A 26,443-nucleotide genomic window follows, 5' to 3' on the forward strand; every position below is an offset into this window, starting at 1 on the left:
GTAGCTAAGAGTTTGTTCTATTTCATTTTAAATAAAATAGACAACTATTGTTTTCTGTAACATTTATGTTTTGCAGTGTTAAAAAACAATGCAATAATCACACGACATTTACTGTACAGTAATAGCAGGTATATATAATAGTCGTATTTGTAAAATAGAGATAGTAGAAAGTTACTTGCTGGTATTGTTTGGTTTTTTTAATCAAAATAGAAAAATAAATACTTCTTTGCTTATTTAGAGTTACATAGGGAATTGTATGAAGAAGCACAATAAAATTATTTTTTTGGATAAAAGGAGTTCTAAAATTGAATTGCTTTGTTAGAAACAAATTCATAAATAAAGAAATCATGAAAAATACTAAGAGTAGATTGGCCATTACTTTGTTTTTATTGATAACTGCTATCAGTTTTAGTCAGCAAAACAAAAAAACTAAAATTTTATTAGTAGGAGATAGTACTACTATAGGAAACATGCCTAGACAGGTAAAGCCTGAAGGTCCACATTTAGAGCAAATGATAGAGCAATTGGCTCAGGTAGAAGGTTTGTCTGCACTAGAGGTTGTAAATGCAGGTAAAGGAGGAGAAACCGCAAAGAGGTTGATAGGGAGTAAGCATTATCAGCAAAAAATAGCTAATGAAAAAGGAGTAGATTATATTTTTTTAAGAATGGGAATTAACGATTGGTTTAAGTGTAAAGATTTTAATAAAGAGTATCCTTTACAAATGAAAGCTTTGATAAAGCAATTACGTAAGGATCATCCAAAGGCTATTTTGTACTTGGCAACAATTACTAGTTTTATGCCACCAGAAAAATGTATAAAAGTAAACGATCAGATATATAAAATTGCGAAAGATGAAAAATTAGAAGTATTAGATATTTTTACTCCTTATAATAATTATTTAAAAGCCAATGGAAAGAATAGTTTGAATGTTCGTCAGTGCTACTTGTCTAAAATTCCTAAAAAATACCATGCCTGGTTAAAACCTTATACCTATTATAGAAAGGGTTGGGGTAAAAAACCAGATGGTTATGTTGTAAAAGTGAACGACATGTCTTTAGATCCAGTTTTTGGACATGTTAAGGGTTGGTACTTTGATAGACACCCTAATTCTACGGGATATAATTTAATAGCTTATGAAACAGTTAAGTTTTTAAAAGAGAGGTTACAGTAGTTTTTTGCTGTTTATTCAATTTGATGCTTGCAGAAATTAATGTATCCATACAACATATGGACTCATAAAGACAATAAGCGTTAAACTATAAAGTTTGTTCACTGTCCTATTATACAACTTAACTTCAAATTAAATTATGAGAGAAATTAAAAAATATTTTGGTAGTTGTATTGGTATAATGCTTAGTTTTTTAACCGTAGGTACGGTTAAAGCGGCTACTTCTACAGCTAGTTTTAATGTTACAGAAACTACGGTTAGAAATGCTACTGTAGGAACCGTTAAAGGACAAGAGGTCTTGTTTGTATCTAGTTTAAGCGATGGTGTTGGTTGTTATACATTGGATGGTGAAAAACTATGGAGTGCTAAAATAGAAACACCTGCGGTAATTTTTGAAATAGAAGCTGCGGATGTAGATGGAGATAGCAATGATGATTTATTAGCAGCCTCTGCAAATGGAACCATTTATTGTTGGGCTAGCACAGGAAAGTTGTTATGGCAATTTTCTTCAGATCACAAGGTTCGTTTTTCAGAAATAGCTGTAGTAAATAATGGTTCGGTTCAAATTTTTGCAGGAGGTAACGATTATCAGTTGTATGAATTAAACGCTAAAGGAGCATTAGTCAGTACTACAAAAATTAAAGGAGTCGTACGAAAAATAGAGGCAGGGAATTTTGCGAGTAAGAATAAGCAAGATCTGTTTTTAATGACTTATGCACATGATAAATTCCGATGGGAGTATTTAGGGATTTTAGACGCAAGTACTAAAACTGAAATTAAGGAGCTTAGCTATAAAAAATCTAAATACAAGGAGTTAAACAAAGCAATGCTTACAGATATTGAGGTTGCAGATATTAATAAAGATGGTTTCTCGGATGTGTTGTTCTTTGGAGATGTTAGTTGGACTCCCGTATTTATTGTTTTAGATTCAAATTTAAACCAGATTGTAAATTACAAGGGAACGAGAAAAGAATTACAGCGATATGCGAATGTAAAAGGAACTTGTTTGTTGCCTGTAAAAGATGAAATTATGTTTCAGTATGGTGGATTTACGCATCGATTAAATCTACAGGGAAAGCTGTTAGAGAAGTTGGGAACAAGATATGCAAAAGGAAATGAAATTGTGTTTAGTGATTTTACAGTAGCACCTAAGTCAAAACAATTAATTGCTGCGGGAGAAGTAGATGGAGGAAATGGAGTGTATGCTTTTAATCTTCAAAAAAAATCGTGGCTATCTACTTCACATGAGATTGCAGGTACAATGGCTCAAGTAGAAAAGAACTTGAATTTGTTGTACAAACAGATGTTAGATTTTAAAATGCCAAGCTATCAAAAGAAATCGGACAAGTCTTGGGTAATGGTAACGAGTAAAAAGATTGATTCAAAAGTTAAAAAGTTAAAAGGAAACGAAGTAGAATTTGTAATTCAAAAAGCACCAAAAGAAGGAACAGAAAGGTCTGGATTGGTAGCTAAGATTGGAAAAACGGCTTTAAAGAAAGATAAAAGAGGAAAGTATCAAGATTCTAGAGAAGCTATTGTAAATAAAGCAAAAGAGTATGAAAAAACGGGTCAGCACTTTACTTTTTGGGCAGGTCATGGTAATGATCCGTTTTATATTCAGATAGAAACTTTGGAGCAAATTTTAGAAGTAGCTCCTAACACCTGTAGAGGTTTTGTATATGCAGAGATGGATAATGTAGAAGATCCAAGGGTACAACATTTTGTTAGAGAATATGTGCCAAGATTGGCAAAAGCCATCAGAAAAAACAAAAACAGGGCAAAGCTGTATTTTAGATATAAAAATACTTTTTGGGGCTTAACCAATAAGTTACCGCTTTGGCAAGAATTGTTTTTTTCTAATAAATACAACGACATTCTTGCTCCAGCATCAGAAGATACAAGTAACAGAACTCAAGATGTAAATTTATCAGGAAGAGTGGGGATGTTTGTAGCGGGTTATGTAGATGATTTTGCCATGCGTTTAATTGATGATAATCCAACAAGTTGGAGACCGTTAAGTCCGGGTGGGCAATGCTCAATTTCTCCTTATTTAAGACAAGGGGTAATGATGGCTGCTTATGGAGCTAAGCACGGAGTGGTTGCAGATGTTCCATTTACACAAGGTCATGGGTTAAATATTTTATTTGGGTTGATGAAGTCTGGAGCTTTACCATTGGTAGAGAAAGAAGATATTTTATCTATTGGTTCTTGGCATTTAATTAAAGAGGTAGATGCTCATTTAATTCATACCATAGACAATCATCATTCAATGAAACAATATAAAAAAACGGATGATGAAGATGTGTTTTCTGTAACGCAAATGCATTGGGCAGGAACCAATATTCCAGAACACGATTATTCTAAAATAGCTTTGGGTGTAGATTATAGATGGTTAAACTACATGCCTGTAATGCCTAATGGAATGGTGCCAATTGCTCCAATTGAGTATGCTAGTAAATTGGAAAAGAGTGGAGTTTCGTATAGTGTAAGTAATGGTTCTAAAGGAGTAGTTGCTAATGAATTAGTGACTGCTAAAGAATATGCTAAGGAGTTTAAAGAAATTGTAGCGAAAGGAAAGTCTAAATTACCAGTTGTGGTAAAGGGAGCTTCTTGGAGTGCGGTAAGAATCGATAAAAATCACGTTCGTGTTATTTTAGTAGATCCAGGGTATATAGAGCCCAAAGATAGAGATGTAGAAATAACCTTTAATGGAAAGTTACCAAAGAGTGCTGTGGATATTTTATCAAAAGAAAAGGTAAAGATTGTTAAAGGAAAGGTCAATACAAAGGTGTTGGCTGGTTCTTTACAATTCATAGATTTAGAATTTTAAAAAATAAGATAGATGAAAAAAAGGCATGTTTTTTTAATTGCTGTTATATGTAGTTTTATTTGTGGTGCTGGATTGGTTCCTAATACAGCTACTGCTGTTAAAGAAAACGAAGTGGTTCATGTGGTACTTTTAGCAGGACAGTCTAATATGGCAGGTGGTGGAAATTATGATGAATTAGATGCAGCTACAAAAGAACGAACAGAAAAAGTATCCAACAGAGTATGGGTAAGTCAATCTAATACAGAACAGAAACCGTTAAGTTATTTTAAGAATAGACCCAGCAAAAAATACAATTTCACCAAACGTTTTGGACCAGAGTTGTTTGTTGGTTTAACGTTGGCAGAGGCCAATCCTGATAAAAAGTATTTATTAATAAAAGAAGCCAAAGGCGGAACTGCTTTGTATGGGGCATGGAATCCGGATTGGTCTGCTGAAAAAGCAAAATTAATAGAGAAGGGAGAAAGGAAACAAAGCTGGAATTTATGCGAAATCCATATGAGTAGTATTAAAGAAAATTTAAAACTATTACAGAAAAAAGGCTATGCTTATAAGGTTGTGGGAATGGCTTGGATGCAAGGTGAAAATGACGGTTTGTTGGATGTTTCTGCAGATTCTTATGAAGAAAATTTAAACAAACTAATAGCAAAGTATAGAAAAGAGTTCGCAGCAGAAAAAATGCCTTTTGTGTATGGTCAAATAAACTCAAGATATGGAGTTAAAGATGGGGCTAAAAGAGTAAGGAGTGCAATGGAGCGTGTGCAAAATACTGCAAATGCTATAAGTATGATACAAACACAAGTAGGTCCACCTTGGGATGATTATCCTAAGCATAGCGATAATGTACATTACAATACAGAAGGACAAAAAAGATTAGGAATTGCATTTGCCAAAGAACTGATAAGACTAAAGAAACACTAAAATGAAAGCATTAAGAATTATAATATTATTTCTAATTCCTGTTTTAGGAATAAGTCAGAACAAACCAAACGTACTATTTATTGCGATTGATGATATAAACGATTGGATTGAACCTTTGGGTGGAAACAAACAAGCCATTACTCCAAATATGGATAAGTTTACCAAGAAAGGAGCTATGGTATTTAAAAATGCGGTTTGTGCAGCTCCTATTTGTGGACCTTCTCGTTCTGCGATTCTATCGGGGTTTTTACCAAGCACTTCGGGAGTTTATGGTAATGCACATGATATGGTATATTCTGATGTGGTTAAAACCAACGCTACTTTACCAGAATATTTTTCTAAAAACGGATATCACACACTGTCTAATGGAAAGATATTCCATAAACATGGTACCAAGAATGGAATGACAGATTTTGGAGCTTGGGCTTACGATGAGTTTGCAAGAGGTAGAAGATATAACAACGATAAAGCTGCAGGTAAGTTTATAACGTCTTCTAAGGCAGGAATAATCAATGGAAAAAAGAGTCCAGAATACAAAGATAAAAGCAGTAAGTTAAGTTGGGGACCTACTAAAGATTCTTTTGAGGAAACAGTCGATTATGCAGTAGCAGATTGGGCAACAAAACAGCTAGATAGAGAGTTTGATAAGCCATTTTTTATGTCGGTAGGTTTTATAAAGCCTCATTTGCCTTGGTTTGTACCTAAAGAGTTTTTTGATATGTATGATGTAAATGAAATTGAAGATATCATTGTAAAAGAAGGTGATTTAGAAGATATTACAAACGCTCAGGGAAAGAAGCTTTTTAAACCAACAGGAGAATACAAATGGATAAAGAAGCATAATCTTGGGAAAGAAGCTACTAGAGCTTATTTGGCAAATATTAGTTTTGTAGATAGATGTTTAGGGATGGTAATGGATGCTTTGGAGAAAAGTGGACATGCAGATAATACCATTGTAATGATATGGGGAGATCATGGTTGGCATTTGGGTGAGAAATTACGTTACTTAAAAAATACTTTATGGTCAGAAGCGGTAAAGCCTCCTTTAATGGTAAGAGTACCGGGAATGAAAAAGACGATTTATTGTGAAAAACCAGTGAGTTTGTTGGATATGTATCCAACTTTGGTAAGCCTTTGTGATTTGCCTAAAAAGAAAAATATAGAAGGGCATGATTTTTCTAAATTATTAAAAAACCCTAAGTCAAAATGGGAGTATCCAGGAGTAACAATTTCTAGTAGTGGTACTTCTGTCTTAACAGAAGAGTATCATTATATTCAATACGTTTCTGGAGCAGAGGAATTGTACGATGTAAAGAAGGACCCAAGAGAATGGGAGAATTTAGCTCAGAATAAATCCTATAGAAAAATAATAGCTGAATTGAAAAAATGGGTGCCAAAGAAAAGAACCAAAGCTAAAAAAGAACATTATGGAAAGCCTAAGAATTATGTAGATGCAGATCAAGATCCAACCATAAAACAGCAAAGAAAGTTAAGTGAGTTAGAGTAACTTTTTAGCAGACAAACAGAAGAGCCTAAGTTTTTTACTTAGGCTCTTCTGTTTAAATAGTGTTGTTATTTGTTTAGATAAGGTTGTTAATAACTTAAAAGCACAAAATATAAATGCTTGCATACAGACCATGTGTACTCTTTTAAGAACTTCGTTAGCTACATAAGAATAAGATAACACTAAAATGAACGGATTTAAAATAGTTGTAATTGCTTTGTTAGGACTGGCATCCTGTAAAACATCAAAAACAAAAGAGTTTAAGACTCAAAAGAAGCCAAACATTATTTACATTTTGGCAGATGATTTAGGGATTGGAGATTTAGGTACTTACGGGCAACAAAAAATAAGTACTCCCAATATTGATGCTTTGGCGATAAACGGAATTAAGTTTACGCAACATTACAGTGGGGCAGCTGTCTGTGCACCGTCAAGATCTTCTTTAATGACAGGGCAGCATACAGGACATACTCCTATTAGAGGAAACCTAGAAGATAAAGTCCATGGAGGTCAGGTTCCATTGCCGTCAAATTCAGTTACAATAGCAGAAATGTTAAAGAGTGCTGGTTATACCACAGGTATGTTTGGTAAATGGGGATTAGGTTTTGGAGAAGGAGATCCTAATAACCAAGGCTTTGATGAGTTTTATGGTTACAATGACCAAAAATTGGCTCACCGTTATTATCCAACATATCTAAATCATAATCAAAAAATAGATTCTTTAAAAGGGAATGATTGGACAAGTACTGAGGTATATGCACAAGATAAAATTCATGAGAAGACTTTAGAATTTATAGAGGAAAATAAAGACAAGCCGTTCTTTGCTTATGTGCCTTTGGTATTGCCGCATGCAGAGTTAATTTCTCCAAAAGATTCCATTTTACAAAAGTACTTGGGAAAGTTTGATGAGGTTCCTTATAAAGATCATCCATATTCGTCTGATTACGGACCTAACATGGTGTACTACAAATATTGCAGTCAGGAAACACCGTATGCCGTTTTTGCTTCTATGGTAGACCGAATGGATGCGTATGTAGGACAAATAGTTGCGAAGTTAAAAGAGTTGGAAATTGATGACAATACGATTGTAATGTTTACCAGTGATAATGGAGCACATCATGCAGGTGGGGCTAATCCGGAGTACTTTAACAGTACTGCTGGTTTAAGAGGGATTAAACGAGATTTATACGAAGGAGGAATAAGAGCCCCTTTTATTGTTTCTTGGCCAAAGGCAATTCAACCAGGTTTAGAAACGGATCATGTTTCTGCGTTTTGGGATGTAATGCCAACATTGGCAGATATTGTAGATGTTGATACTCCAAAACAAAGTGACGGAATTTCTTTTTTACCGACCTTATTAGGTAAGGATGGACAAAAAAAGCATGAATATATGTACTGGGAGTACAATATTAAAGGGGGTAGAAAAGCAGTTCGTTTGGGAAAATGGAAAGGAGTTATCTATAAAGCAAGTGCTAAGAAATCTAGAATTGAGTTGTACGATTTAGAGGTGGATTTTGGTGAAACGATGGATGTTGCTGGAGACAATCCAGAAGTAGTTGCTCAAATAGAGAAGATTATGACCACAGCTAGAGAGGAGAGTGAATTCTTTGAATTTTAAGAAATATGAAAAAGATTATTTTTAAGATACTGTTTTTATTGATTTCTACCTCTGTCTTTGCTCAGTTAGAAGATACAGCTAGAACCAAAATGTTAGAGTTGTCGGGGTATATTACTCAGGCAGAAGACAAAGGTTTGGATGTTACCAAAGAAAAAATGAGTATTAGGGTGGCTGAGGTGTTTTTAAAGTATGCCAACTGGGACGAAAACAATGTAGCAGTAAATACGGAGTATTTTGAATTGGTAGCTAGGTATAAAGACAATGCTGCTCAATTTGCGAATGATTTACCAGATTTTGAAAGAAATGAAATCATCATCATGCTTAATGATGCAATAGCAACCATTCAAAAAGTAATTTCTGGTGAGATTGTAAGAAAAGAAACACCAATTATAGACTGGTCAAAAATTACTATAGAGGGAAATGCGGTTAAACACAATGGAAAACCTGTATTCTTAACAGATTATACTTGGAAACCTTACATTCCGGAGTTGAATGAATACTTTGGTGCAAAGGATGGTTTCTTTTTAGCACCAACCCATGTAAACAATGCTTCGGGAGGTGTTAAAAGTTGGATTTTAAATGATTTAAATACAAAAACTACGGGAACCTTTGGGAGTGTGTTTTTAAATCATTCCAATGTGTCAGATTGGGCAGAAACAAAGTATGGACCAGGTTTTAAAATGAGGGAAGATACATATACTGCGTATGATGTAGATAATCCTGGAGCCAGAGAAATGTGGGGATATTTACTTAGCGAGACTTTACCTAAAATGACGGGGAAGAAATATACGCAGTTAGGGTATATGTTAACCAATGAACCTCATTTTATTACAGCCAAAGAAGGAACTAAAAAGGTGTGGGCTACAGGACCTGTTTCGGAGTATACCAAGGAAAAGTTTAGAGTTTGGTTAGAAGAAAAGCATGGAGCCATCGCGAATTTAAATACATTATGGGGAACTAGTTTTACTGATTTTTCTGGTGTAACTATAGAAGTGCCTATAGAAAGAGGTTTGCAGGGAACACCAAAGTGGTACGATTGGCAACGCTTTAATATGGATAGAATTACCGATTGGTTTGGTTTTTTGCAAAGCGAGGTGAAAAAATACGACCCTGTAGCGAAAACTCATATTAAATTAATCCCAAAATTTTGGTCAAATAATGCAGGAGACCATGGGTTGGATATGGAGGCTTTAACACGTCAGAGCGATATTATAGGGAACGATGCTGGTGCTCATAATAACTATATGTGGGGTGGTAAAGAAGAATGGGAAGATAGGTATAATTTTGAATGGAGAGAGATGGCCATGTCTTATGACTTTTATACCAGTGTAAGTCCAAATAAAATGATGTATAATTCTGAAACACATTTTTTATCCACGGTAAAATCTAGAGATTTGTATCAAAAACCATCGTATGCTAGAATGGTGTATTGGTTGTCTCACTTGCATGGTTTAGATGTAGATCAGTGTTGGTTTTGGGCAAGAAGAGAAGATGGATCTATAAGAAATGGAGCAGGGAATGGTTATGGAGGTTCCAACAATCAGCAACCTAGGGTAGTTAACGAGGTTACTGCAACCATGATGGATATAAACTCATATGCAGAAGAGATACATCAAATCCAAAATTTAAGAAAATCAATAAGAATTTTCGATACTCAGACCACTGCTATTAATAAAGCAGGGCATATGGATGAAATATTTCATTTATACGAGTCTTTATTTTTTGAAGGACTGCAATTAGGTTTTGCTACAAAAGACATTATCCTTAATGAAGATAATACAGATTGGGATGTGATTTTGGTGTATGATACGGAGTTTGTAACTCTAGAAGAGTTAGAAGCTTTACAAGCTTATTTGGACCAAGGAGGTACAGTAATTACAGATGCTATAAGTCTTAAAAAAGATCAATACGGAAGAAACCATACGACCGTTTTAAATTCAGGAACCGGTTCTTTATTTCAATTATCAACTCAAGAAGCAATTACAAACAAAGCCTTAGAAGTAGCAGCGTTTCAAAATAGATTTCCAAATGTAAGTGTAACAGAAAGTAATGGTATTGGTGTTAAAGGGTGTCATTGGAGAGCTATAACAACTGCGGATAATAGGGAGATTGTTAGTATTGTAAATATTGGTAAAACAAGAGCTACTATAACTGTTGAGTTGAATGGTTTAACAGGAAGTGTAGCTTGTGTTAATTTGTTAGATGGAAAAACTTTAGGAAGTACTTTAGAAATGGAACCCGAGCAGGTGTTGTTTTTAGAGGTTAAAAGTTTGGGGGATGTACAAACCGATTATACCTTAAAATCTATAGGAGAAAGTTGTCCTGATGCGAACAACGGTGCATTGGAAATAACAGCAGAAAAAACGGGTGCTTATAAAGTAACTCTTAATGGGGAAGTTACAACATTTACTAAAGCTACTTCTTTAACCAATATAGCACCAGGTAGTTATAGTGTTTGTATAGAAAATGTAGATTTAGGCAAAGAGCAATGTTACGAATTTACAATTGCTGAAAGTGAAAATATAGTGGCAACAACTTCTAAAAAAGAGACAACTTTATTTGTGAATTTTGAAGAAGGAACCGCACCATATCATGTTCGTGTGAATGATAAAGAGGTGTTAAGTACACTAGAAAAACAATTTTCTTTACAAACAAATCCTGGGGATGTGATTGAGTTGACAACATCGAAAGAATGCGAAGGGACTATTGTTGAACAATTAAGTAGTTTAAGTGTTGCTTATCCTAATCCAACATCGGGTGTTTTTTATGTACATGTAGGAGATGAATCTAATGAGGTGCTAGTAGAGCTGTTTGATATGAAATCTCAATTGGTTAAAAAAGTGAGAACAAAACAAGAGGCAAGTAGAGTACATGTAGATATTTCAGATGTAACTGCAGGAGTGTACTTGGCTAAAATAAAAGGAAGTAAATCGGTAATGGTAAAAGTGATAAAAAGATGATAAAAAGAGTAATTTATTTTTGTTGTTTATTGTTAATCTTCTCTTGTAAAAAGAATAAGGGAGGAGGAGATAGTATTGATGATATAATTGTAGAAGTGCCCACGTTAAAAGAGCCTACCAATCAATTTGTTTGTTTAGATCACGAAAATATTCAGTTTGCATGGGATAAAAGTAATGAGGCTAAAACGTATCAAATAGAAATAGCAACAGATTCTCAGTTTTCTGCTATTGTAAAGAGTAAAAATGCTATCAGTACTATTAATACAACTATGTCGTTGCAAAAGGCTACGACTTATTATTGGCGAGTTAAGGCGGTTGGTGAAGAAGCCGAGAGTGAATATTCGTCAGTATTTCAATTTTATACACAAGGTGATGCAGTAACGAACCATTTGCCAAAAACACCAACTATTATAAGTCCAGAGCACGAGGAAGAGGTGTCTGGTACAAGTCTTAATTTGCAATGGGATGGTTCCGATGTGGATGCAGGCGATGTGTTAGTTTTTGATGTGTATTTAGGAACTGATGTTGATAATTTAGTATTGGTATCAGAAGAACAGTCGCTTAAAGACTATACAGCTACTGTTAGTGCAGCTACAACTTATTACTGGAGAATAGCGGCAAAAGATACAAATGGAGGAGTGGCTTTAAGCCCAATAAAGAATTTTAATGTTCAATAAAAGAAGAATTTAAAGAATGAGGAATTGGTTTATAAAATTATTGTTAGTTACTACTGTATTTAGTTATGCACAAGAGCACATTAATTTTAATAAGGGATGGAAATTTATTCAGCAGGATGTAAAAGGAGCTGAGGTTGTTAGTTTTAACGATGCTTCTTGGAGGATACTGAATTTACCGCATGATTGGAGTATAGAAGGAGAATATAAGGAAACACATCCTATGGGAGATCAGTGTGGATATTTACCCGCTGGTTTTGGGTGGTATAGAAAAACAATTTCAGTACCACAAGATTGGAAAGGGAACCACATAGAAATTGCTTTTGATGGAGTTTTTATGAATAGTACGGTTTGGGCCAATGGAGTAAAGTTAGGAGATAGGCCTTATGGTTGGATATCTTTTGCTTATGATATTAGTGATATTGCACAGAAATCAGATAAAATAACCTTTGCTGTTCGAGTAGATAACGATAAGCAACCTTCTGCAAGATGGTACACTGGTAGTGGAATTTATGCAGATACATGGATAGATGTTAAAAATAAGACTCATGTTGTAAGAGATGGAGTTTTAGTTCAAACGGATGGAAATAAGGTAAGTGTTGTAACTGAAATTGAGATGAAAGGTGTCTCGAAAAAAGTAAAAGCTAAATTAAGAACCTCAATTTTAGATGCTACTGGAACTAAGGTTGCCGAAAACTCATCAAAAGCTAAAATTAACTTAGGAGATGTTGTTACTGTTAGTGATGAATTTCAAATTACAAATCCAAAACTTTGGGATGTAGAAAATCCATACTTATATACACTTGTGTCGGAGGTACTTGTAAAAGGAAAGGTAGTTGATGTGGTAAAGACTCGTTTTGGGGTAAGAGATATCAAATGGGTTGCAGAAACAGGAATGTGGTTAAATGGTAAAAATGTAAAACTACAAGGGGTTTGTAATCATCAAGATGCGGGAGCTTTAGGAGCAGCAGTTCCAGATAAGATTTTACGTTTTAGAATTCAACAATTAAAAGATATGGGGGTGAATGCTATTCGAACAGCACATCATCCACAAACTCCTGTTTTTTATGACATGTGTGATGAAATGGGAATGATTGTAATGGATGAAATTTTTGATGGTTGGGTAAGAAAGGCACCAAATGATTATGGAGCACATAGTTTTGATGAATGGTGGCGAAAAGATGTAACTGATTGGATTCGTAGAGATAGAAATCATCCATCCGTCTTTATTTACAGTGTAGGAAACGAAACCAAAGGAGAGGTTGCTAAAGATTTAGTTGCTTTGTGTCATTCATTAGATGTTACTAGACCTGTAACGTCAGGACATTCTGGTTCCGAACATATGGATGTGTTAGGAATGAATGGGCATAGTGAGAAAAAAGGTTTTTTAGAGAATGAGTTAGCACATGAACAAGCAGGAAGAGTTTTTATAGGAACAGAAAATACGCATACATGGCAAATTAGAGGGTTCTACAGAACTAAGACTTGGTTTAGAGATGGGTATCCAAGTGCGCGACAAAAACCATATGAATGTCCAGATTTAACGGAGAAAGAAGTGTTTACAAATGACTGGATAGATACTGCAGATAGGTCTAATGAAAAACAAAGATTTAGGTCTAGCTACGACAATGCCATGGTGCGTTTAACGTCTAGAAGAAATATTCAACAGATTAGAGACATTCCAAATCATGCAGGTTCTTTTAGGTGGACGGGGTACGATTATATTGGAGAGGCAAAATACCAAGGAGGTTGGCCGTTTAAGTCTTTTATGGGGGGAGCTATAGATATGGCAAACTTTGAGAAAGATTTATTTTACTTGTATCAAAGTCAATGGACAAGTAAACCAATGGTTCACATTTTACCACATTGGACACATCCCAAAGTGGCTTTAGGTACTGAAATTCCAGTTTGGGTATATTCTAATTGTGATGAGGTAGAGTTATTCTTTAATGGAACATCTTTAGGGAAAGATAAACCAGGAAAAAAATGGGATGAAATGCAATGTGATTGGTTGGTAAAATGGCAACCAGGAACCTTAAAAGCTGTAGGATATAAAAATGGAAAAGTAGTTTCTGAGGAAGTAATTAGAACTGCGGATAGTCCGTCTCAAATAGACTTATCTGTAGATGGAACGGCTTTAGAAGCGAAAGAAGGAGATATTGCCCAAATTAGAGTAACGACCAAAGATGCCAAAGGAGAGTTTTATCCTTATGGAGAAAACAGAACTTATTTTTATGTACTAGATGCTGGAAGAATTAAGTCGTTAGACAATGGAAGCCCAGTGGATGTAGAGCAACATGTAGGACCAAACCATAGAAATGCTTTTTATGGTTTAACACGTGCATATATAGAGTCGACCAATGCAGATGCTCCTGTTTCTTTGTTAGCAGCTTGTATTTTGGGAGAAAAAAGGTTGATTACTTCTAAAAAAGTGAGTATAGATACGGGTATCATCAATTTGAGAGGGAAAAAACAAAAAGCAGCTATTCAAATTTATTACACAACTAATGGGGAACAGCCAACTACAAAATCTAAATTGTACACTTCTAGTTTTAATGTAGAGTTAGGAACCACAGTAAAAGCTTTATTGGTGTTAAATGGTAAGCCCATTCAGATACTAGAAGAGCGTTTTGCTGCAGACGAAGGGTTTACTTGGAATAAAGATGAAAAGGTAGTAGAGGTTGCAGGTGAACAAGCAGAAGAAGCAACATTATATGAAGCAAAGGCTATTAAAAAAGGGGTTAATTTTAAAGGGAAAGGTTTTGTTCGGTTGAATAATGTAAAAGGTGCTTCTGTTGAGTGGTATTATGAAAATGATGGTGGAGATGGTAAAGCTGGGATGTATATTCGTTACAGTGGAATTGCCAAAGATGCTGCTGGAACTTTTATAAAAGTAACTGTAAATGGACAGGTAGTACAGGAGAAGTTATTTTTAAGAAATACTAGAAATAATTTTAGATCTTGGAATAAGGTAAAGCTACCAATTAAGTTGCTAAGGGGAGCTAATACCATTAAAATAGAGACGGTAAAAGGTCAAGGTGTAGGAATAGACGAGATATTTATTAAATAGGAACAACAAGCTTTTAAAAGTTAAAGCACTCTCTATAGACTAGGGAGTGCTTTTCATTTATGGACAAGGACAATACAAATGGTTAAAAAGTATTTTTTTTGCAAGAAATAGTTTTTAGAACATTTAAAAATATGAAAAATAGAGGTATTGTGTACAGCTTGTTACTTGTCTGTAGTATAGTTGTAAGTTGTTCTTCTTCTAAAGAGAAGAAGTCTAAGACAGAAAGAAAACCTAATATATTGTGGATAATTGCAGAAGATTTGTCTCCTTATTTAGGTTGTTATGGAGATTCTATAAATGCAGGACATACTCCTGTAATAGATCAATTAGCAAAAGAAGGAGTTTTGTACAAAAGAGCTTATGCAACAGCTCCTGTATGTTCTGCAAGTAGATCTGCTTTGCTTACTGGAGTAATGCAAACCACTACAGGAACACACAACCATAGATCTAGTAGATTTACCAATGGAGTAGTAGTGCCAGATAGTTTGCGAATTTTGTTACCAAAAGGAATGAAAACAGTTCCTGAATTAATGAAAGAAGCAGGGTATTTTACTTTTAATAGTGGTAAAGACGATTATAACTTTCACTATAACAGACGAGCATTGTACGATGTAGGAACCAAAGAAGATTATGTAGCAGGAATGAATGGTTGGCAAGGGAATTTTGCGATTGATTTTAAAGGGGTTAAAAAATACGTTTGGAGCGACAGAAAAGACAAAAACCAACCTTGGTTTGGACAAGTACAAATTGATGGTGGAAAAAAAGACGACAAGTATGTAAGAAAAGGAGAAAAGTTAGCTGTAAACGACGTGCCTTTACCTCCGTATTTTCCAAACATACCCTCTCAAAGAAAAGCATGGACAAGACATTACAATGCCAACAGAGGTTCTGATGTTACTGTAGAACACATTTTACAACAATTAGAGGCAGATGGAGAGTTGGAAAACACCATTATATTTTTCTTTTCAGACCACGGAAGCCCAACATCTTTAAGACATAAGCAATTTTGTTACGAAGGAGGAATGCAAGTTCCTTTAATTATAAAAGGAACACACCCTGTTATTCAACAAGGTAAGGTTGTAGATAATTTGGTCTCTTTATTAGATGTTTCGGCAACCACGTTGTCTCTAGGAGGAGCTACAATGCCAAAATATTTAGTAGGACAAGATTTATTTTCTAAAGAATTTAAAGGTTCTAAATATGTAATTGGAGCAAGAGATAGATGTGATTATACGATTGATAAAATTAGAACAGTAGTTTCTGAAAACTTTAGATATATTAAAAATTACTATCCAGAAAGACCGATGTTGCAAGCTGGGTATAGAGATAATAGACCTGTAGTAGTAGATTTTAAGAAAGCTCGTAAAGATGGTATTCTAACAGAGTATCAAGAAAAGCATTGGTTTGGAGTAAGACCTGTACATGAATTGTATGATTTAAGAAACGATGTACACCAAATGAATAACTTAGCAGAGAATCCTGAATATGCAGCCGTTTTAAAAGAACATCAAGATGTTTTAGAGAATTGGGTAGTAGAGACAGGTGATAAGGCACAAGGGCAAGAATCTGCAGCTCAATTAAAAGCTACGTTTGATTTATGGAAAGATGTACCGCGTTTTAAAAACGCAAAAATCAATCCTGAATACGATCAGTTTAAGAAATAAGAAAATTAGAAAAGCTCTTTCAGTCAATTGAAAGAGCTTTTTTTATAGCTGATAAATTTCTGGGTAGAGGTCGTCTGTTTTCTCAAAAACCATTTTCTTTCGGAATCTATACTTGGAGGTATTTTCTCTATCCGTTAAAATTTTCTTACTAGATAAGTTTATTGGAGCCAAAGAAAATAGTCGATGGTTTTTTCTAGAAAGTTCTGGGTAGATTTCTTTCTGATAAGATCTGATAAAAACGTTTTGCTTACAGTAGTAAAGCGAGCATTGAATTCTTACCAATCTAAGTTCTTATTTCCTTTTATCTTTGTTGGTGCTTTATTAAAAGCTCTTATATCAAAACTATCTATTGTAGATAGTCTTTCTTTAATATCAATTCTTCTTTTTGAATCAACTGTAAAGCATAAGAAGTCATTTTTTATGCTTTAACTCTAAAACTTTAGCATTTTTTTCTTCACTCAATTTCTGTTGATTGATGTAGTTTTCTTTTACGGTTTTGCATTTGTTAAATAAATGGCAAACAATAAAATCATAGATAATTAGTCTAAGAGAACTCTTTTACTGTAGTGTTGTAGTAGCAGGATTGTGTTAAATTAGACACTATATGTGTAATAGTTGGTATTGTTCAGTTATTATAGAGTGCGGAGATAGTGTTTTTTAGAAAAACTATCACGAAATTGACAGACTTTTAATAATTATATAAAAAAACTATAAATGGGGAGTAACAAGTTAAATGCATTTGTGTATGCAGGAATTGTAGCACTGGGAGGTTTTATTTTCGGATTGGATGCTGCAGTGATGTCTGGGACAGTGAATTTCATCACCCAAGAATTTTCTCTAAACGATTGGCAATTGGGGTTGGTAATGAGTGCTCCAGGTTGGGGGGTATTGCCTGCCTTACCGTTAGCGGGGTATTTAAGTAATGAGTTTGGAAGAAAAAAAGCATTACAGTTAGTTGCTATTTTGTATTTGATTTCTGCCTTGTGTTCTGCTTTCGCTCCTTCTTACATAACTTTAGTTTGTGCACGTTTTTTAGGAGGAATGGCTTTTTGTTCCTTGTCTTTGGCAGCAATGTATATTGGAGAAATTGCACCACCTAAATGGAGAGGAAAGTTGGTTTCTGTAAACCAAGTTAATATTGTTGTTGGATTGTCTGCTGCTTACTTTATCAATTATATAATTATTCATGCAGTAGAAGCAGATGCTAGTTGGGTAGTTTCTCTTGGAGTTAAAGATAATGTTTGGAGATGGATGGTAGGATCTGAAATTTTACCAGCAATATTGTGGTTGGTTTTATTGTTTTTTATTCCTGAGAGTCCGTCATGGTTAGTGTTAAAAGGTAGAATTAGTGAAGCGAAAAATATTTTACAAAAAGTACAACCCGATGTAGATGTTGATGCACACATAGCAGAAATGCAAGAGAGTGTTTCTCAAACAGATGAAAGTCCTTCTTTATTCGTTCAGTTAAAAGAAATTGTAGGAAAACCAATGCGTTTAACGCTGATTATTGGGGTTACCATTGCCATTGTACAACAGGTAACAGGAATTAATGCGATTTTATTTTATGCTCCAACAGTGTTTGAGCAATTAGGAATGGGTACAGATGCTGCTTTTGTACAAGCAATATGGGTAGGAGTTATAGGATTAGGATTTACCATTTTAGCTTTGTTGGTAATAGATAAAATTGGTAGAAGACCAATGACAGTTTGGGGATTGTTATGGTTGGTGTTGAGTTTGGGAGTTTGTTCTTATGGTTTCTATGAGGCTCGTTATACATTGTCTAGTGAGAGTGTTCAAGAATTAAATCATATAGAAGATTATCAAAAACTAGAAGCTATAGTAGACAAAGAGTTTAAAAGCGATTCTGATTTTAAAAAGGAGTTGATCAACATATTTGGCGAATTGAAAGCAAAAGAGCATTCAAGTGCAATTATTCAGAAAGCAGCAAAATTAAATGCGAATTTAATCTTGTTTGGAGTCTTAAGTTTTATTGCAGCTTTCCACTTTTCTCTTGGTCCAATTTTGTGGGTGTTGTTCTCCGAAATTTTCCCAATTTCTTTAAGAGGAATAGCAATTCCAATGTTTGCATTAATTACAAGTGTTACCAGTGTTTTAGTTCAGTTTTTCTTTCCTTGGCAGTTGGCAAACATGGGGGCGAGTTCTGTATTCCTGTTCTACGCTTTATTTGGAGTAGTAGGTTTGGTTATTTTATTTAAAACACAACCAGAGACTAAGGGATTAAGTATAGAAGATATTCAGAAAAAATTAGTGAAGCACTAATAAATGAAGTACTTAAAACAGCTGTTTTTACTTTTCGTTTGCTGCTTGGTGTTTTCTTGTAATTCATCAAAAGAGAAAGAATTACCCGTTTTGGTAGTTCGTGGAGGGCATTATTATGATACTCCTGATTTTGAAAATATGTGTTTGGATTTAGCTGGGGTTAAGGCGGATTTGGTAATGCCTTCGCATTTTTTTAAAATGGAAACCAGTGAGCTAAAAGAAAAGTACAAAGCAGTGTTGTTTTTAAGTCAGAATAAACATTATAAAGAGTATTTTAATAATAAAAAGAAGTATTTAAACCTTACCAAAGAAGGAGTAGGGATTGTTTTTCTAAATTTTACAATTTCGTCTTATCCGCATTGGGATACGTATCATAATATACTAGGAGCAAAGTATTTTTTAAAGCCCTACACACCAAATGTAGAAGAGAGGTCTGTGTATAGTCCAAAAATAACCTTAGAGCTAAATGTTTTGGATAAGAGTCACCCAGTTACTAGAGGTTTAGATAGTTTTACGTTAACAGATGCTTTTTGTGGCAAAATATGGATGGCAGAAGGGCTTCATCCCTTGTTAGGTGTAAATCATGAAGACGTTTCTAAGGTGGTAGCTTGGACTCATGAGTATCAAAAATCAAGAGTAGTCTATATTATGCCTGGATATTACAAAGAGACATTTCAAAATACATCCTATAAAAAGCTAATAGAGAATGCTTTGTGCTATGTAGCAAAAGATGATACAAGGGAATAGATAGAAAAATGATGAAAAAAACAATCGTAATTACTGGAGCAGCTGGAGGAGTGGGAAGTTTGTTGGCAAAAGGATTGGCTAAAAAAGGGCATCATGTAGTATGTGTAGGAAGATCTGAGGAAGGTGTTAAAAACTTAGCCAATGAGATAAATACAACCATTACAGAAGGTAGTGCAAGTTTTGCTTTGGCTGATATGTCTAAAGAGAAACAAGTAGTGACCTGTGCTCGTACTATTACTAATGAGTTAGATGGTTTTGATGTTTGGATTAACAATGTTGGTGTAAACAATCACAATGCTATTGGGCCTACTTGGGAACTAGAACCAGAGAATTGGTGGGCAGAGGTGAATTTGAATTTATATACTGATTATTTAGGAACTAGAGTTGCTATTAATAGCATGAAAGACAAAAAACAAGGCTATGTGATTAATTTGGGAGGTGGTGGAGTTCAGGAGCCAAAACCTTTTGGTTCAGCATACGGAGCAGCTAAATCTGCTATTGTAAAGTTTACGGAAACGGTAAATATTGAGTTGGAAGAAGAAGGGCTAGGTATAAAAGCTTTTAGTTTTAATCCAGGTTTTATTAAAAATGATAGAACAGAAGTTTTAGTGGAGTCTGAAGTATGTAGAAAGTACATGCCAAAACTGGAAGAAATCTTAAAAGATGGAACTTCTATGTCTAATGCTCAAGATTCTATTGATTTGATTGACACGATGATTAGTGGAAGAGCAGATGCTTTGGCAGGGAAATATTTCTTTGCCGATGATAAAAATATTGAAGAAGCAATTGCGAACAGTGCTACTTTTGTAAAAGAAGAATTGAATACATTAAGGGTTAAGTAATAACCTATCTATTTATCTATTTAAGTAAATGAAAAACGAGAGCCAATGGCCCTCGTTTTTTGTTACTTGTATTCACATTTACTAGCATCGTTTTTTACAAAATAAGATTTATAGTTTTTGGCTTTTGGATCTTTACAGCCACACAAATCAAGCAACTCTATATTTTTAAAATCAACAGGGTGGCTTTCTGCCTGTAAAGCAATATACCCTTCGGTTAATAGCTGTCCGTCTTTGGTATTCCAATCATCAGGGTTCATGCCCCATTTTTCCCACTGTTCTCCTTTGTATTGTTTGTTAGGGATAGTAGCTCCAATTTGAGGGGCTTTTAAGTTCAATACAGTGTCTTTTTCAATAATAAAGGTCATAGATTCACCCCCTAAGACAATGGCTTCTGCATGTACCCATCTATCTCCGTAATAGGTCTTAGAATCGGATGAAATACAGTGTTTAAAGTTAATAGTATCTCCCATAACTACGGCAGTTCCGGGTGTACAAACGTTTCCTGTGGTTCGTTCTTTATTATCATCTAGTCCACCAAGTAATTGTAATTCAATAGAAACAGGAAAGTTTTGGTGGTAAGCATTACTTTTTGCAGATTGGGAATGTAACATCACCCCACTATTTCTAACATTCCATTTATTCCCTCCCTTTGTTTGTGTACCTGTAAATCTGTAATCGAAAGCTAGCTTGTAGTAAGAGAAAGGCTTGTTGTAGTATAGGTGACCAAATTTATTGTCAAAGTTAGTGTACTCATTATAGCGAATACTTAAGATGCTATTTTTTACCGTAAAGGTGTTTTTGTAATTGTCATTTATGTCTAAACCAGCTATTTTAATATCCCAGTTGGTTAAATCTTTTCCATTAAATAATGAAATCCAGGCTTCTTTGTTAGGGTCGTTGGATGTACATGAATTTAAAAGGAGCATAAGAATAAAACAAGTGCTTATTCTTAACAGTAAAAAATGGTTGTGTTTGGTCATTTTGGTTTTTATTTTTTTGAAGCTAAATATAGAAATTTAAAATCGTAGCTATGTAGGTGTTTTAAAGAGTTTAAGAAGGAATTATACGGATAGACTTAAATAACGTACGGAAACACAAGGGCTTAAAAAACATTTGTGCTTAACAATACAGTTTTCTTGTACTTGGAGACACTTCTTATTAATGTACTACCACAAACCAGATTTGTTGTGTCACTAATTTTATAATCAAGTTATTATTAAAAAGTATAAGAGCATCCTCTGTTTGGTGTAACGTTTCGTTAAAGAGGGTGTTCTGTACTTATGTAAACTTTAAGAAAAATGAAACACAGACAGTTACTTTTGGTATTTATGGTAGTATTATTTTCTTGTTCTAAGAACAATTCTTCAAATAATATAGAAGATATTCCAGAACAAGAAACTCCGGAAACAGTAGATAAAACAGAGCCTACAATCACTTTTGTAGATACAGATTTTTATACGGCTCCAACTTCTTTTGCTGTTACTAAGAATTTAGTGATGGATTACGGGGTGGATAATTCTTTTACTACAGATGACAGTCAAAAGTTGCAAAAAGCCATTAATGAGATCAATTCTCTAGGAGGGGGAAAGTTGCTAATTCCTACAGGTAATTATTCGTTTGCAGAGATTGTCTTAAAATCTAATGTACACATAGTAATTAGTAAGGATGCGGTAATTAGACCTTCATTAAGAGGAGATACTAAGAATTTTAAAATCTTTGGAATCGGAAGAAATAATGATAAAGTTGAGAATATAAGTATTGTTTCGGATTCTGATACAGAAAAGTTCACCATTGATTTAAAGCATGGAGATAATAGAAATGTTGGAGTTTTTGGTTTTGGATATGCAGAAAACTTTTTGATATCGGGAGTTAATATTTTGGATGATTTAACCATTTTCTCCTCTTTTACATTTGGTATTTCTCAGTACAATGGAGAATGGAAGTTTTCTGAGAATGGAATTATTAGAGATGCGATTACTTCTGGTGCGCATTATGGTTACGGGTTGGTACAAGCTCAAGCACTGCGTAATACTTTGTTTCAGAATGTTGATGGAGAAGGAGGAGTTACACTACGTTTAGAAACAGGAGAAAAGGCTATGAATAACTTACAAATTGGAGGTGTGTTCGATATTTTTGGAGATGATGTAGGAGGAATAGATGGGAACGCTGCTTTAATGATATCTCCTCATGCGATGCACTGTGGAAAAGTATACGTTCAGAATGTGAACTCTAGAGGATGTGGTTTAGGAGTTAGAATAGGTGGAGGATATGTATCTAAGAAATACGATCAAACCATTGGACTTACCGACGGAACTTATGAGAGGGTAGAACTTAGAAATGTGAAGGTAACATTTGGAAACAAAGCACAGCTAAAATCTAAGCATTACAAATACATGCCGTGTGAGTTAAGAAGTGAAATAAGTACCACTCCAATTTCAGAAGAAGGAGTTAGCTTTTATGGACCTTCGGTTGCAGGAGTATTAAGCACAGCCAATTTCCCGGTAATTTTTGAGGATAGCAAGTTAACAGCTACTGGATTTAAAGAGGGGCATGAGTTTATGGGAGAAGAAGATGCTATTGAAAATTGTAATTAATAATAAACAAGAAGGATTAATAAAGATAGAAAGAATGAAGACAAAGAGTATTTTAAGAAAGTTACAGTATAGTGCTGTTTTAGTTTTAATGGGCTTTAGTGGTTTTGCTCAACAAACAAAAAAGACAAATGTAATTTGGATAATTACAGATGAGCATAATTTTAGAACCTTAAGTTGTTATAGAGATCAGTTGTCTCCAGAACAAGCCTTTCAGTGGGGTAAAGAAGCCGCAGTAGAAACACCTAACATAGATGCACTGGCAAAGAATGGAGTAATTTTTAATAGAATGTATTGTAGTGCTGCAGTTTGTACGGCTTCTAGAGCATCTATGTTTACAGGAATGTATCCTATGACGTTGGGAATTCCTAACAACTCTAATAAAAAAGGAGATGGTAAGTATTTAAAACCAAACGTTACCACTATTGCAGATGTATTATCCAAGGCAGGATATTACACTGGTTACGCTGGTAAATGGCACTTGGCAGAGAGTAGGGCTGCAGATGGGAATAAAGACCATGATGAATGGTGGTCTCCATACCCAACAGATCATCCAGACGACAACTATGGATTTCAGGATAAAAAATTCATGTTTAACGGCGGGCATGATAAGTTTAAAGGATTGGATGATAATGGCAACCCTTATAATGCTGCAAAAAGGCCTAAGTTAATAGGTAAGGACAAATACGGTCAGCCAGTATATCAAGATAAAAAATCTAAAAATGTAAAGTTTACTACAGATTTCTTGGGAGATAGAGCGGTGGAGTTTATTGGAAAAAACAAAAACAAACCATTTTTTTACGTAGTAAGTATTCCAGATCCTCATACACCAGATATTGCGCGTACTCCATATGATACCAAGTACGAGCAGATGAAAGTTGAATTGCCAAAAACATACAATTTTGCGTATCAGAATATGGGAAAATTGCCAAAGTGGCAAAGTCCAGATAACAAAGCAAAAAACAAAGAGAAGTTTGTTAAAGGTGTGCAACAGTATTTAGGAATGGTAAAAATTGTTGATGAGAATGTTGGAAGAATTTTATACAAATTAGAAGCAGAAGGTATTTTAGAGAACACAATTATCATGTTCTCATCAGATCATGGAGATTTATTGGGGGAGCATGCAAGATTAAACAAAGGAACCATTCACGAAGCATCTGCCAAAATACCTTGTGTTGTAGCTCATGGTAAAAATGCTAAGAATCCATTAATCCCTAGAAATAAAGTCATCAACTTGGCAGCAAATAATACAGATTGGATGCCAACATTTTTAAGTCTTTTAGATGTTAAATGTCCTAAAGTTCCGGGAAGAGATTTAACACCAGTTATTCAAGATAAAGCACCTGCAGATTGGAACGATGTTACTTTTTCGCGTTTGGGTTATTATGCTGCTATAACTAGCAGGTATAAATTAAGTGTTCAGTCTAAAGGAAAACCTTGGTTGTTAGATATAGAAGCAGATCCGGATGAGGTTGTAAATTTTATAGATGATAAAAAGTATTCTGATGTAATTGTAAAGTTATCTGAAGAGCTAAAGAATTACATGAGAATTTCTGGAGACAATAATAAAAGAATTAAAGAACAAGTAGAAAAGTTAATAAACAAGCATTCATAAGGCTAAAAATAGCAACTAATTTACGCAAGCGTTTAACAGATGTACGCTAAGAGACGTAAGAAAGCCTATGCTCGGTTAGTTTTGTATTGGTAAACAAAGAAATAATTGAAAATAGTTAGATGAAAAGATTACAGATAGTTTGCTTGTTTTTTTTAATGTTAATGCTACAAGCAAAAGCACAGGTAATTAATGTAGCAGATTACGGAATAAAACCGGGTAAAGATGTTACACTAGAGGTAAATAAATTAATAACTTCTTTGAAGGGAAAAAAAGGGATTACCTTATTTTTTCCAAAAGGGAAGTACGATTTCTATCCTGAAAATGCGGTTGAGCAGTACAGAGCAGTCACCAACCATGATAATAGCTTAAAACGTATTGCTTTTCCTCTTTTTGGGATGACAGATTTTACATTAGACGGAAATGGTTCTACTTTTTTCTTTCATGGAAAAACTTGTCCAATAGTTGTGGATAAAGGAACGAACACTACGTTAAAGAATTTTACTATAGACTGGGAGCATTCGTTTGTAAACGAAATGAAGGTGACTAAAAGCAATGCCAAAGAGAATTCTTTTGTAGCGGAAATTAATAATGGAAAGTTTGATTTTTCTGTAAAAGACAACGAAATTTATTTCCATCATTACGACTGGAAAGATCCTATAGGGCAGAATATTGCTTTTGACCCTGCTACTAAAGCTCCTATATGGAATACTAGAGATTATGGTTTAAGAAGCAAGTTTGGGAAATCTAAGGTGAAAAAAATAGACAGTAAAACAGCTAAGTTTACACACTACACCAAAGTAGCTCCTCCTGTAGGAACTGTGTTTGCAACTTATGGACCTAGTCCGGGAGGAAACCGTTTTGCACAGGCAATTCACTTGGCATATTCTAAGGATACTTACCTTTATAATGTAAAGGTTTTAGCGGCTGGTGGAATGGCTTTAATTGCAGAGCGATGTGATAATATAAGCTTAGACAAGTTTGTGGTTACCTCTAGAGAAGATCGTTTCTTTTCTACCAGAGCCGATGCAACTCACTTTTTAGGGTGTAAAGGTTTAATAAAGGTAGAAAACTGTTTGCTAGAACACATGTTGGACGATGGGATTAATGTACACGGAGCTTATGTAAAAGTAGGGGAGTATGTTGGTGATAAAACGTTTTTATGCGAGATTAGTCACGTTCAACAGTTAGGGATTACGTTTGCCGAAAAAGGAGATAAAGTAGCATTGTTGTCTAGAGAAACGGTTTTACCATTTTATGAAACTACAGTTATAGCAGTAAAAAAGCTAAACGACAAACGATTTTTAATGACTGTGGAAGAAGTGCCTAGTACAATTCCTAGTGGTCCATTATCATTTGAGAATATTACTTGGAATCCGGATTTGTATATAGGAAATAACGTAATTAAAGAGAATAGAGCTAGATCTGCACTAATTACAACCAAAGGGAAGGTAACAGTAGAAAATAACTATTTCTCATCTCAAATGCACGGAATTTTAATAGAGGGAGATAATAAAGCTTGGTACGAATCCGGAGCTGTGTTAGATGTGACTATTAGAAATAATGTATTCGAAAATATTGGATATGGATCAGGGGAGGGTTATCCATTGTATATTTCTCCAATGTTTTTACCAACCCAACGTTTAGGAGATAGAAAATACCATCATAACATAACAGTCGAAAACAATACTTTTAAGAGTTTTAATGGATTGTTAGCACATGCAAAATCTGTAAAAGGATTGTATTTTAGAAATAATGTAATAGAATTGAGTAATACTTATCCTGTAGGATCTAAATTGCCTTCTGTTTCTTTAAACTATTGTGAAGATGTGGTCATAGAGAAAAACAAATTCAAGAATTTCACTTGGCCTTTAACAATTCATCAAGAAGATAATAATTCCCAAATTAAGATTAAGAGAAATAAGGGAATAAAGAAATAAACATCTCGTTAACGTTTATATTAT

At 34.5% G+C, this 26,443-nt stretch carries 16 protein-coding genes; 15 read left to right on the plus strand and 1 reads right to left on the minus strand.

Translation table 11 applies throughout. The annotated features are described in order from the left end of the window. Positions 1–347 precede the first annotated feature (347 nt). The 12 genes from ACXHHC_RS15810 to ACXHHC_RS15865 all read left to right on the plus strand — a co-directional run bounded on the left by ACXHHC_RS15810 (position 348) and on the right by ACXHHC_RS15865 (position 20,276). A complete protein-coding gene (locus ACXHHC_RS15810; RefSeq protein ID WP_458227339.1) occupies positions 348–1,172 on the plus strand; it encodes an SGNH/GDSL hydrolase family protein in 825 nt (274 codons plus the stop codon). Between the two features lie 136 nt (positions 1,173–1,308). Beyond that, a complete protein-coding gene (locus tag ACXHHC_RS15815; RefSeq protein ID WP_458227340.1) occupies positions 1,309–3,999 on the plus strand; it encodes an outer membrane protein assembly factor BamB family protein in 2,691 nt (896 codons plus the stop codon). 12 nt (positions 4,000–4,011) lie between these two features. Continuing rightward, positions 4,012–4,917 carry a sialate O-acetylesterase gene (locus ACXHHC_RS15820; protein WP_458227341.1) on the plus strand — a complete coding sequence of 302 codons (906 nt, stop codon included), beginning with the start codon at positions 4,012–4,014 and terminating at the stop codon, positions 4,915–4,917. Position 4,918: 1 nt separating this feature from the next. Beyond that, complete coding sequence (locus ACXHHC_RS15825) at positions 4,919–6,424, plus strand: sulfatase (RefSeq protein ID WP_458227342.1); 1,506 nt, start codon at positions 4,919–4,921, stop codon at positions 6,422–6,424. 184 nt (positions 6,425–6,608) lie between these two features. After that, a complete protein-coding gene (locus ACXHHC_RS15830; RefSeq protein ID WP_458227343.1) occupies positions 6,609–8,039 on the plus strand; it encodes an arylsulfatase in 1,431 nt (476 codons plus the stop codon). A 5-nt stretch (positions 8,040–8,044) separates the two neighbouring features. Next, a complete protein-coding gene (locus ACXHHC_RS15835) occupies positions 8,045–10,999 on the plus strand; it encodes a T9SS type A sorting domain-containing protein (RefSeq protein WP_458227344.1) in 2,955 nt (984 codons plus the stop codon). Continuing rightward, positions 10,996–11,676, plus strand: coding sequence for a glycoside hydrolase family 78 protein (locus ACXHHC_RS15840; RefSeq protein ID WP_458227345.1), 681 nt, complete (start codon positions 10,996–10,998; stop codon positions 11,674–11,676). The genes ACXHHC_RS15835 and ACXHHC_RS15840 overlap by 4 nt, the downstream gene beginning before the upstream one ends. Before the next feature lie 16 nt (positions 11,677–11,692). Beyond that, a complete protein-coding gene (locus ACXHHC_RS15845) occupies positions 11,693–14,743 on the plus strand; it encodes a glycoside hydrolase family 2 TIM barrel-domain containing protein (RefSeq protein ID WP_458227346.1) in 3,051 nt (1,016 codons plus the stop codon). A 131-nt stretch (positions 14,744–14,874) separates the two neighbouring features. Next, positions 14,875–16,407 (plus strand): sulfatase family protein, encoded by a 1,533-nt coding sequence (locus tag ACXHHC_RS15850; protein ID WP_458227347.1) that lies wholly within the window; start codon positions 14,875–14,877, stop codon positions 16,405–16,407. A 714-nt stretch (positions 16,408–17,121) separates the two neighbouring features. Next, positions 17,122–18,687 carry a sugar porter family MFS transporter gene (locus ACXHHC_RS15855; protein WP_458227348.1) on the plus strand — a complete coding sequence of 522 codons (1,566 nt, stop codon included), beginning with the start codon at positions 17,122–17,124 and terminating at the stop codon, positions 18,685–18,687. Between the two features lie 3 nt (positions 18,688–18,690). After that, on the plus strand, positions 18,691–19,434 hold the full coding sequence (locus ACXHHC_RS15860; RefSeq protein WP_458227349.1) for a ThuA domain-containing protein: 744 nt from the start codon (positions 18,691–18,693) through the stop codon (positions 19,432–19,434). An 11-nt stretch (positions 19,435–19,445) separates the two neighbouring features. Then, positions 19,446–20,276, plus strand: coding sequence for an SDR family NAD(P)-dependent oxidoreductase (locus ACXHHC_RS15865; RefSeq protein ID WP_458227350.1), 831 nt, complete (start codon positions 19,446–19,448; stop codon positions 20,274–20,276). A 62-nt stretch (positions 20,277–20,338) separates the two neighbouring features. Here ACXHHC_RS15865 and ACXHHC_RS15870 read toward each other — a convergent pair whose 3' ends face one another. Continuing rightward, on the minus strand, positions 20,339–21,256 hold the full coding sequence (locus ACXHHC_RS15870; protein ID WP_458227351.1) for a 3-keto-disaccharide hydrolase: 918 nt from the start codon (positions 21,254–21,256) through the stop codon (positions 20,339–20,341). A 318-nt stretch (positions 21,257–21,574) separates the two neighbouring features. On the opposite strand from ACXHHC_RS15870, the gene ACXHHC_RS15875 reads away from it, so the two are divergent. The 3 genes from ACXHHC_RS15875 (at position 21,575) to ACXHHC_RS15885 (ending at position 26,419) form a co-directional block, all read left to right on the plus strand. Next, complete coding sequence (locus tag ACXHHC_RS15875; protein ID WP_458227352.1) at positions 21,575–22,870, plus strand: hypothetical protein; 1,296 nt, start codon at positions 21,575–21,577, stop codon at positions 22,868–22,870. 34 nt (positions 22,871–22,904) lie between these two features. Continuing rightward, positions 22,905–24,482 carry a sulfatase-like hydrolase/transferase gene (locus ACXHHC_RS15880; protein ID WP_458227353.1) on the plus strand — a complete coding sequence of 526 codons (1,578 nt, stop codon included), beginning with the start codon at positions 22,905–22,907 and terminating at the stop codon, positions 24,480–24,482. 119 nt (positions 24,483–24,601) lie between these two features. Then, on the plus strand, positions 24,602–26,419 hold the full coding sequence (locus ACXHHC_RS15885) for an alpha-1,3-galactosidase-related protein (protein WP_458227354.1): 1,818 nt from the start codon (positions 24,602–24,604) through the stop codon (positions 26,417–26,419). The last annotated feature ends 24 nt before the right edge of the window (positions 26,420–26,443 follow it).

The organism is Wenyingzhuangia sp. IMCC45574 (genome assembly GCF_054182685.1).

Bases quoted from the DNA above. Each gene is read 5' to 3' on its own strand.
- ACXHHC_RS15885 (WP_458227354.1), top strand. From the start codon at position 24,602: ATGAAAAGATTACAGATAGTTTGCTTGTTTTTTTTAATGTTAATGCTA.
- ACXHHC_RS15870 (WP_458227351.1), bottom strand. From the start codon at position 21,256: ATGACCAAACACAACCATTTTTTACTGTTAAGAATAAGCACTTGTTTT.
- ACXHHC_RS15835 (WP_458227344.1), top strand. From the start codon at position 8,045: ATGAAAAAGATTATTTTTAAGATACTGTTTTTATTGATTTCTACCTCT.
- ACXHHC_RS15840 (WP_458227345.1), top strand. From the start codon at position 10,996: ATGATAAAAAGAGTAATTTATTTTTGTTGTTTATTGTTAATCTTCTCT.
- ACXHHC_RS15855 (WP_458227348.1), top strand. From the start codon at position 17,122: ATGGGGAGTAACAAGTTAAATGCATTTGTGTATGCAGGAATTGTAGCA.
- ACXHHC_RS15830 (WP_458227343.1), top strand. From the start codon at position 6,609: ATGAACGGATTTAAAATAGTTGTAATTGCTTTGTTAGGACTGGCATCC.
- ACXHHC_RS15880 (WP_458227353.1), top strand. From the start codon at position 22,905: ATGAAGACAAAGAGTATTTTAAGAAAGTTACAGTATAGTGCTGTTTTA.
- ACXHHC_RS15860 (WP_458227349.1), top strand. From the start codon at position 18,691: ATGAAGTACTTAAAACAGCTGTTTTTACTTTTCGTTTGCTGCTTGGTG.
- ACXHHC_RS15825 (WP_458227342.1), top strand. From the start codon at position 4,919: ATGAAAGCATTAAGAATTATAATATTATTTCTAATTCCTGTTTTAGGA.
- ACXHHC_RS15850 (WP_458227347.1), top strand. From the start codon at position 14,875: ATGAAAAATAGAGGTATTGTGTACAGCTTGTTACTTGTCTGTAGTATA.
- ACXHHC_RS15875 (WP_458227352.1), top strand. From the start codon at position 21,575: ATGAAACACAGACAGTTACTTTTGGTATTTATGGTAGTATTATTTTCT.
- ACXHHC_RS15815 (WP_458227340.1), top strand. From the start codon at position 1,309: ATGAGAGAAATTAAAAAATATTTTGGTAGTTGTATTGGTATAATGCTT.
- ACXHHC_RS15810 (WP_458227339.1), top strand. From the start codon at position 348: ATGAAAAATACTAAGAGTAGATTGGCCATTACTTTGTTTTTATTGATA.
- ACXHHC_RS15845 (WP_458227346.1), top strand. From the start codon at position 11,693: ATGAGGAATTGGTTTATAAAATTATTGTTAGTTACTACTGTATTTAGT.
- ACXHHC_RS15820 (WP_458227341.1), top strand. From the start codon at position 4,012: ATGAAAAAAAGGCATGTTTTTTTAATTGCTGTTATATGTAGTTTTATT.
- ACXHHC_RS15865 (WP_458227350.1), top strand. From the start codon at position 19,446: ATGAAAAAAACAATCGTAATTACTGGAGCAGCTGGAGGAGTGGGAAGT.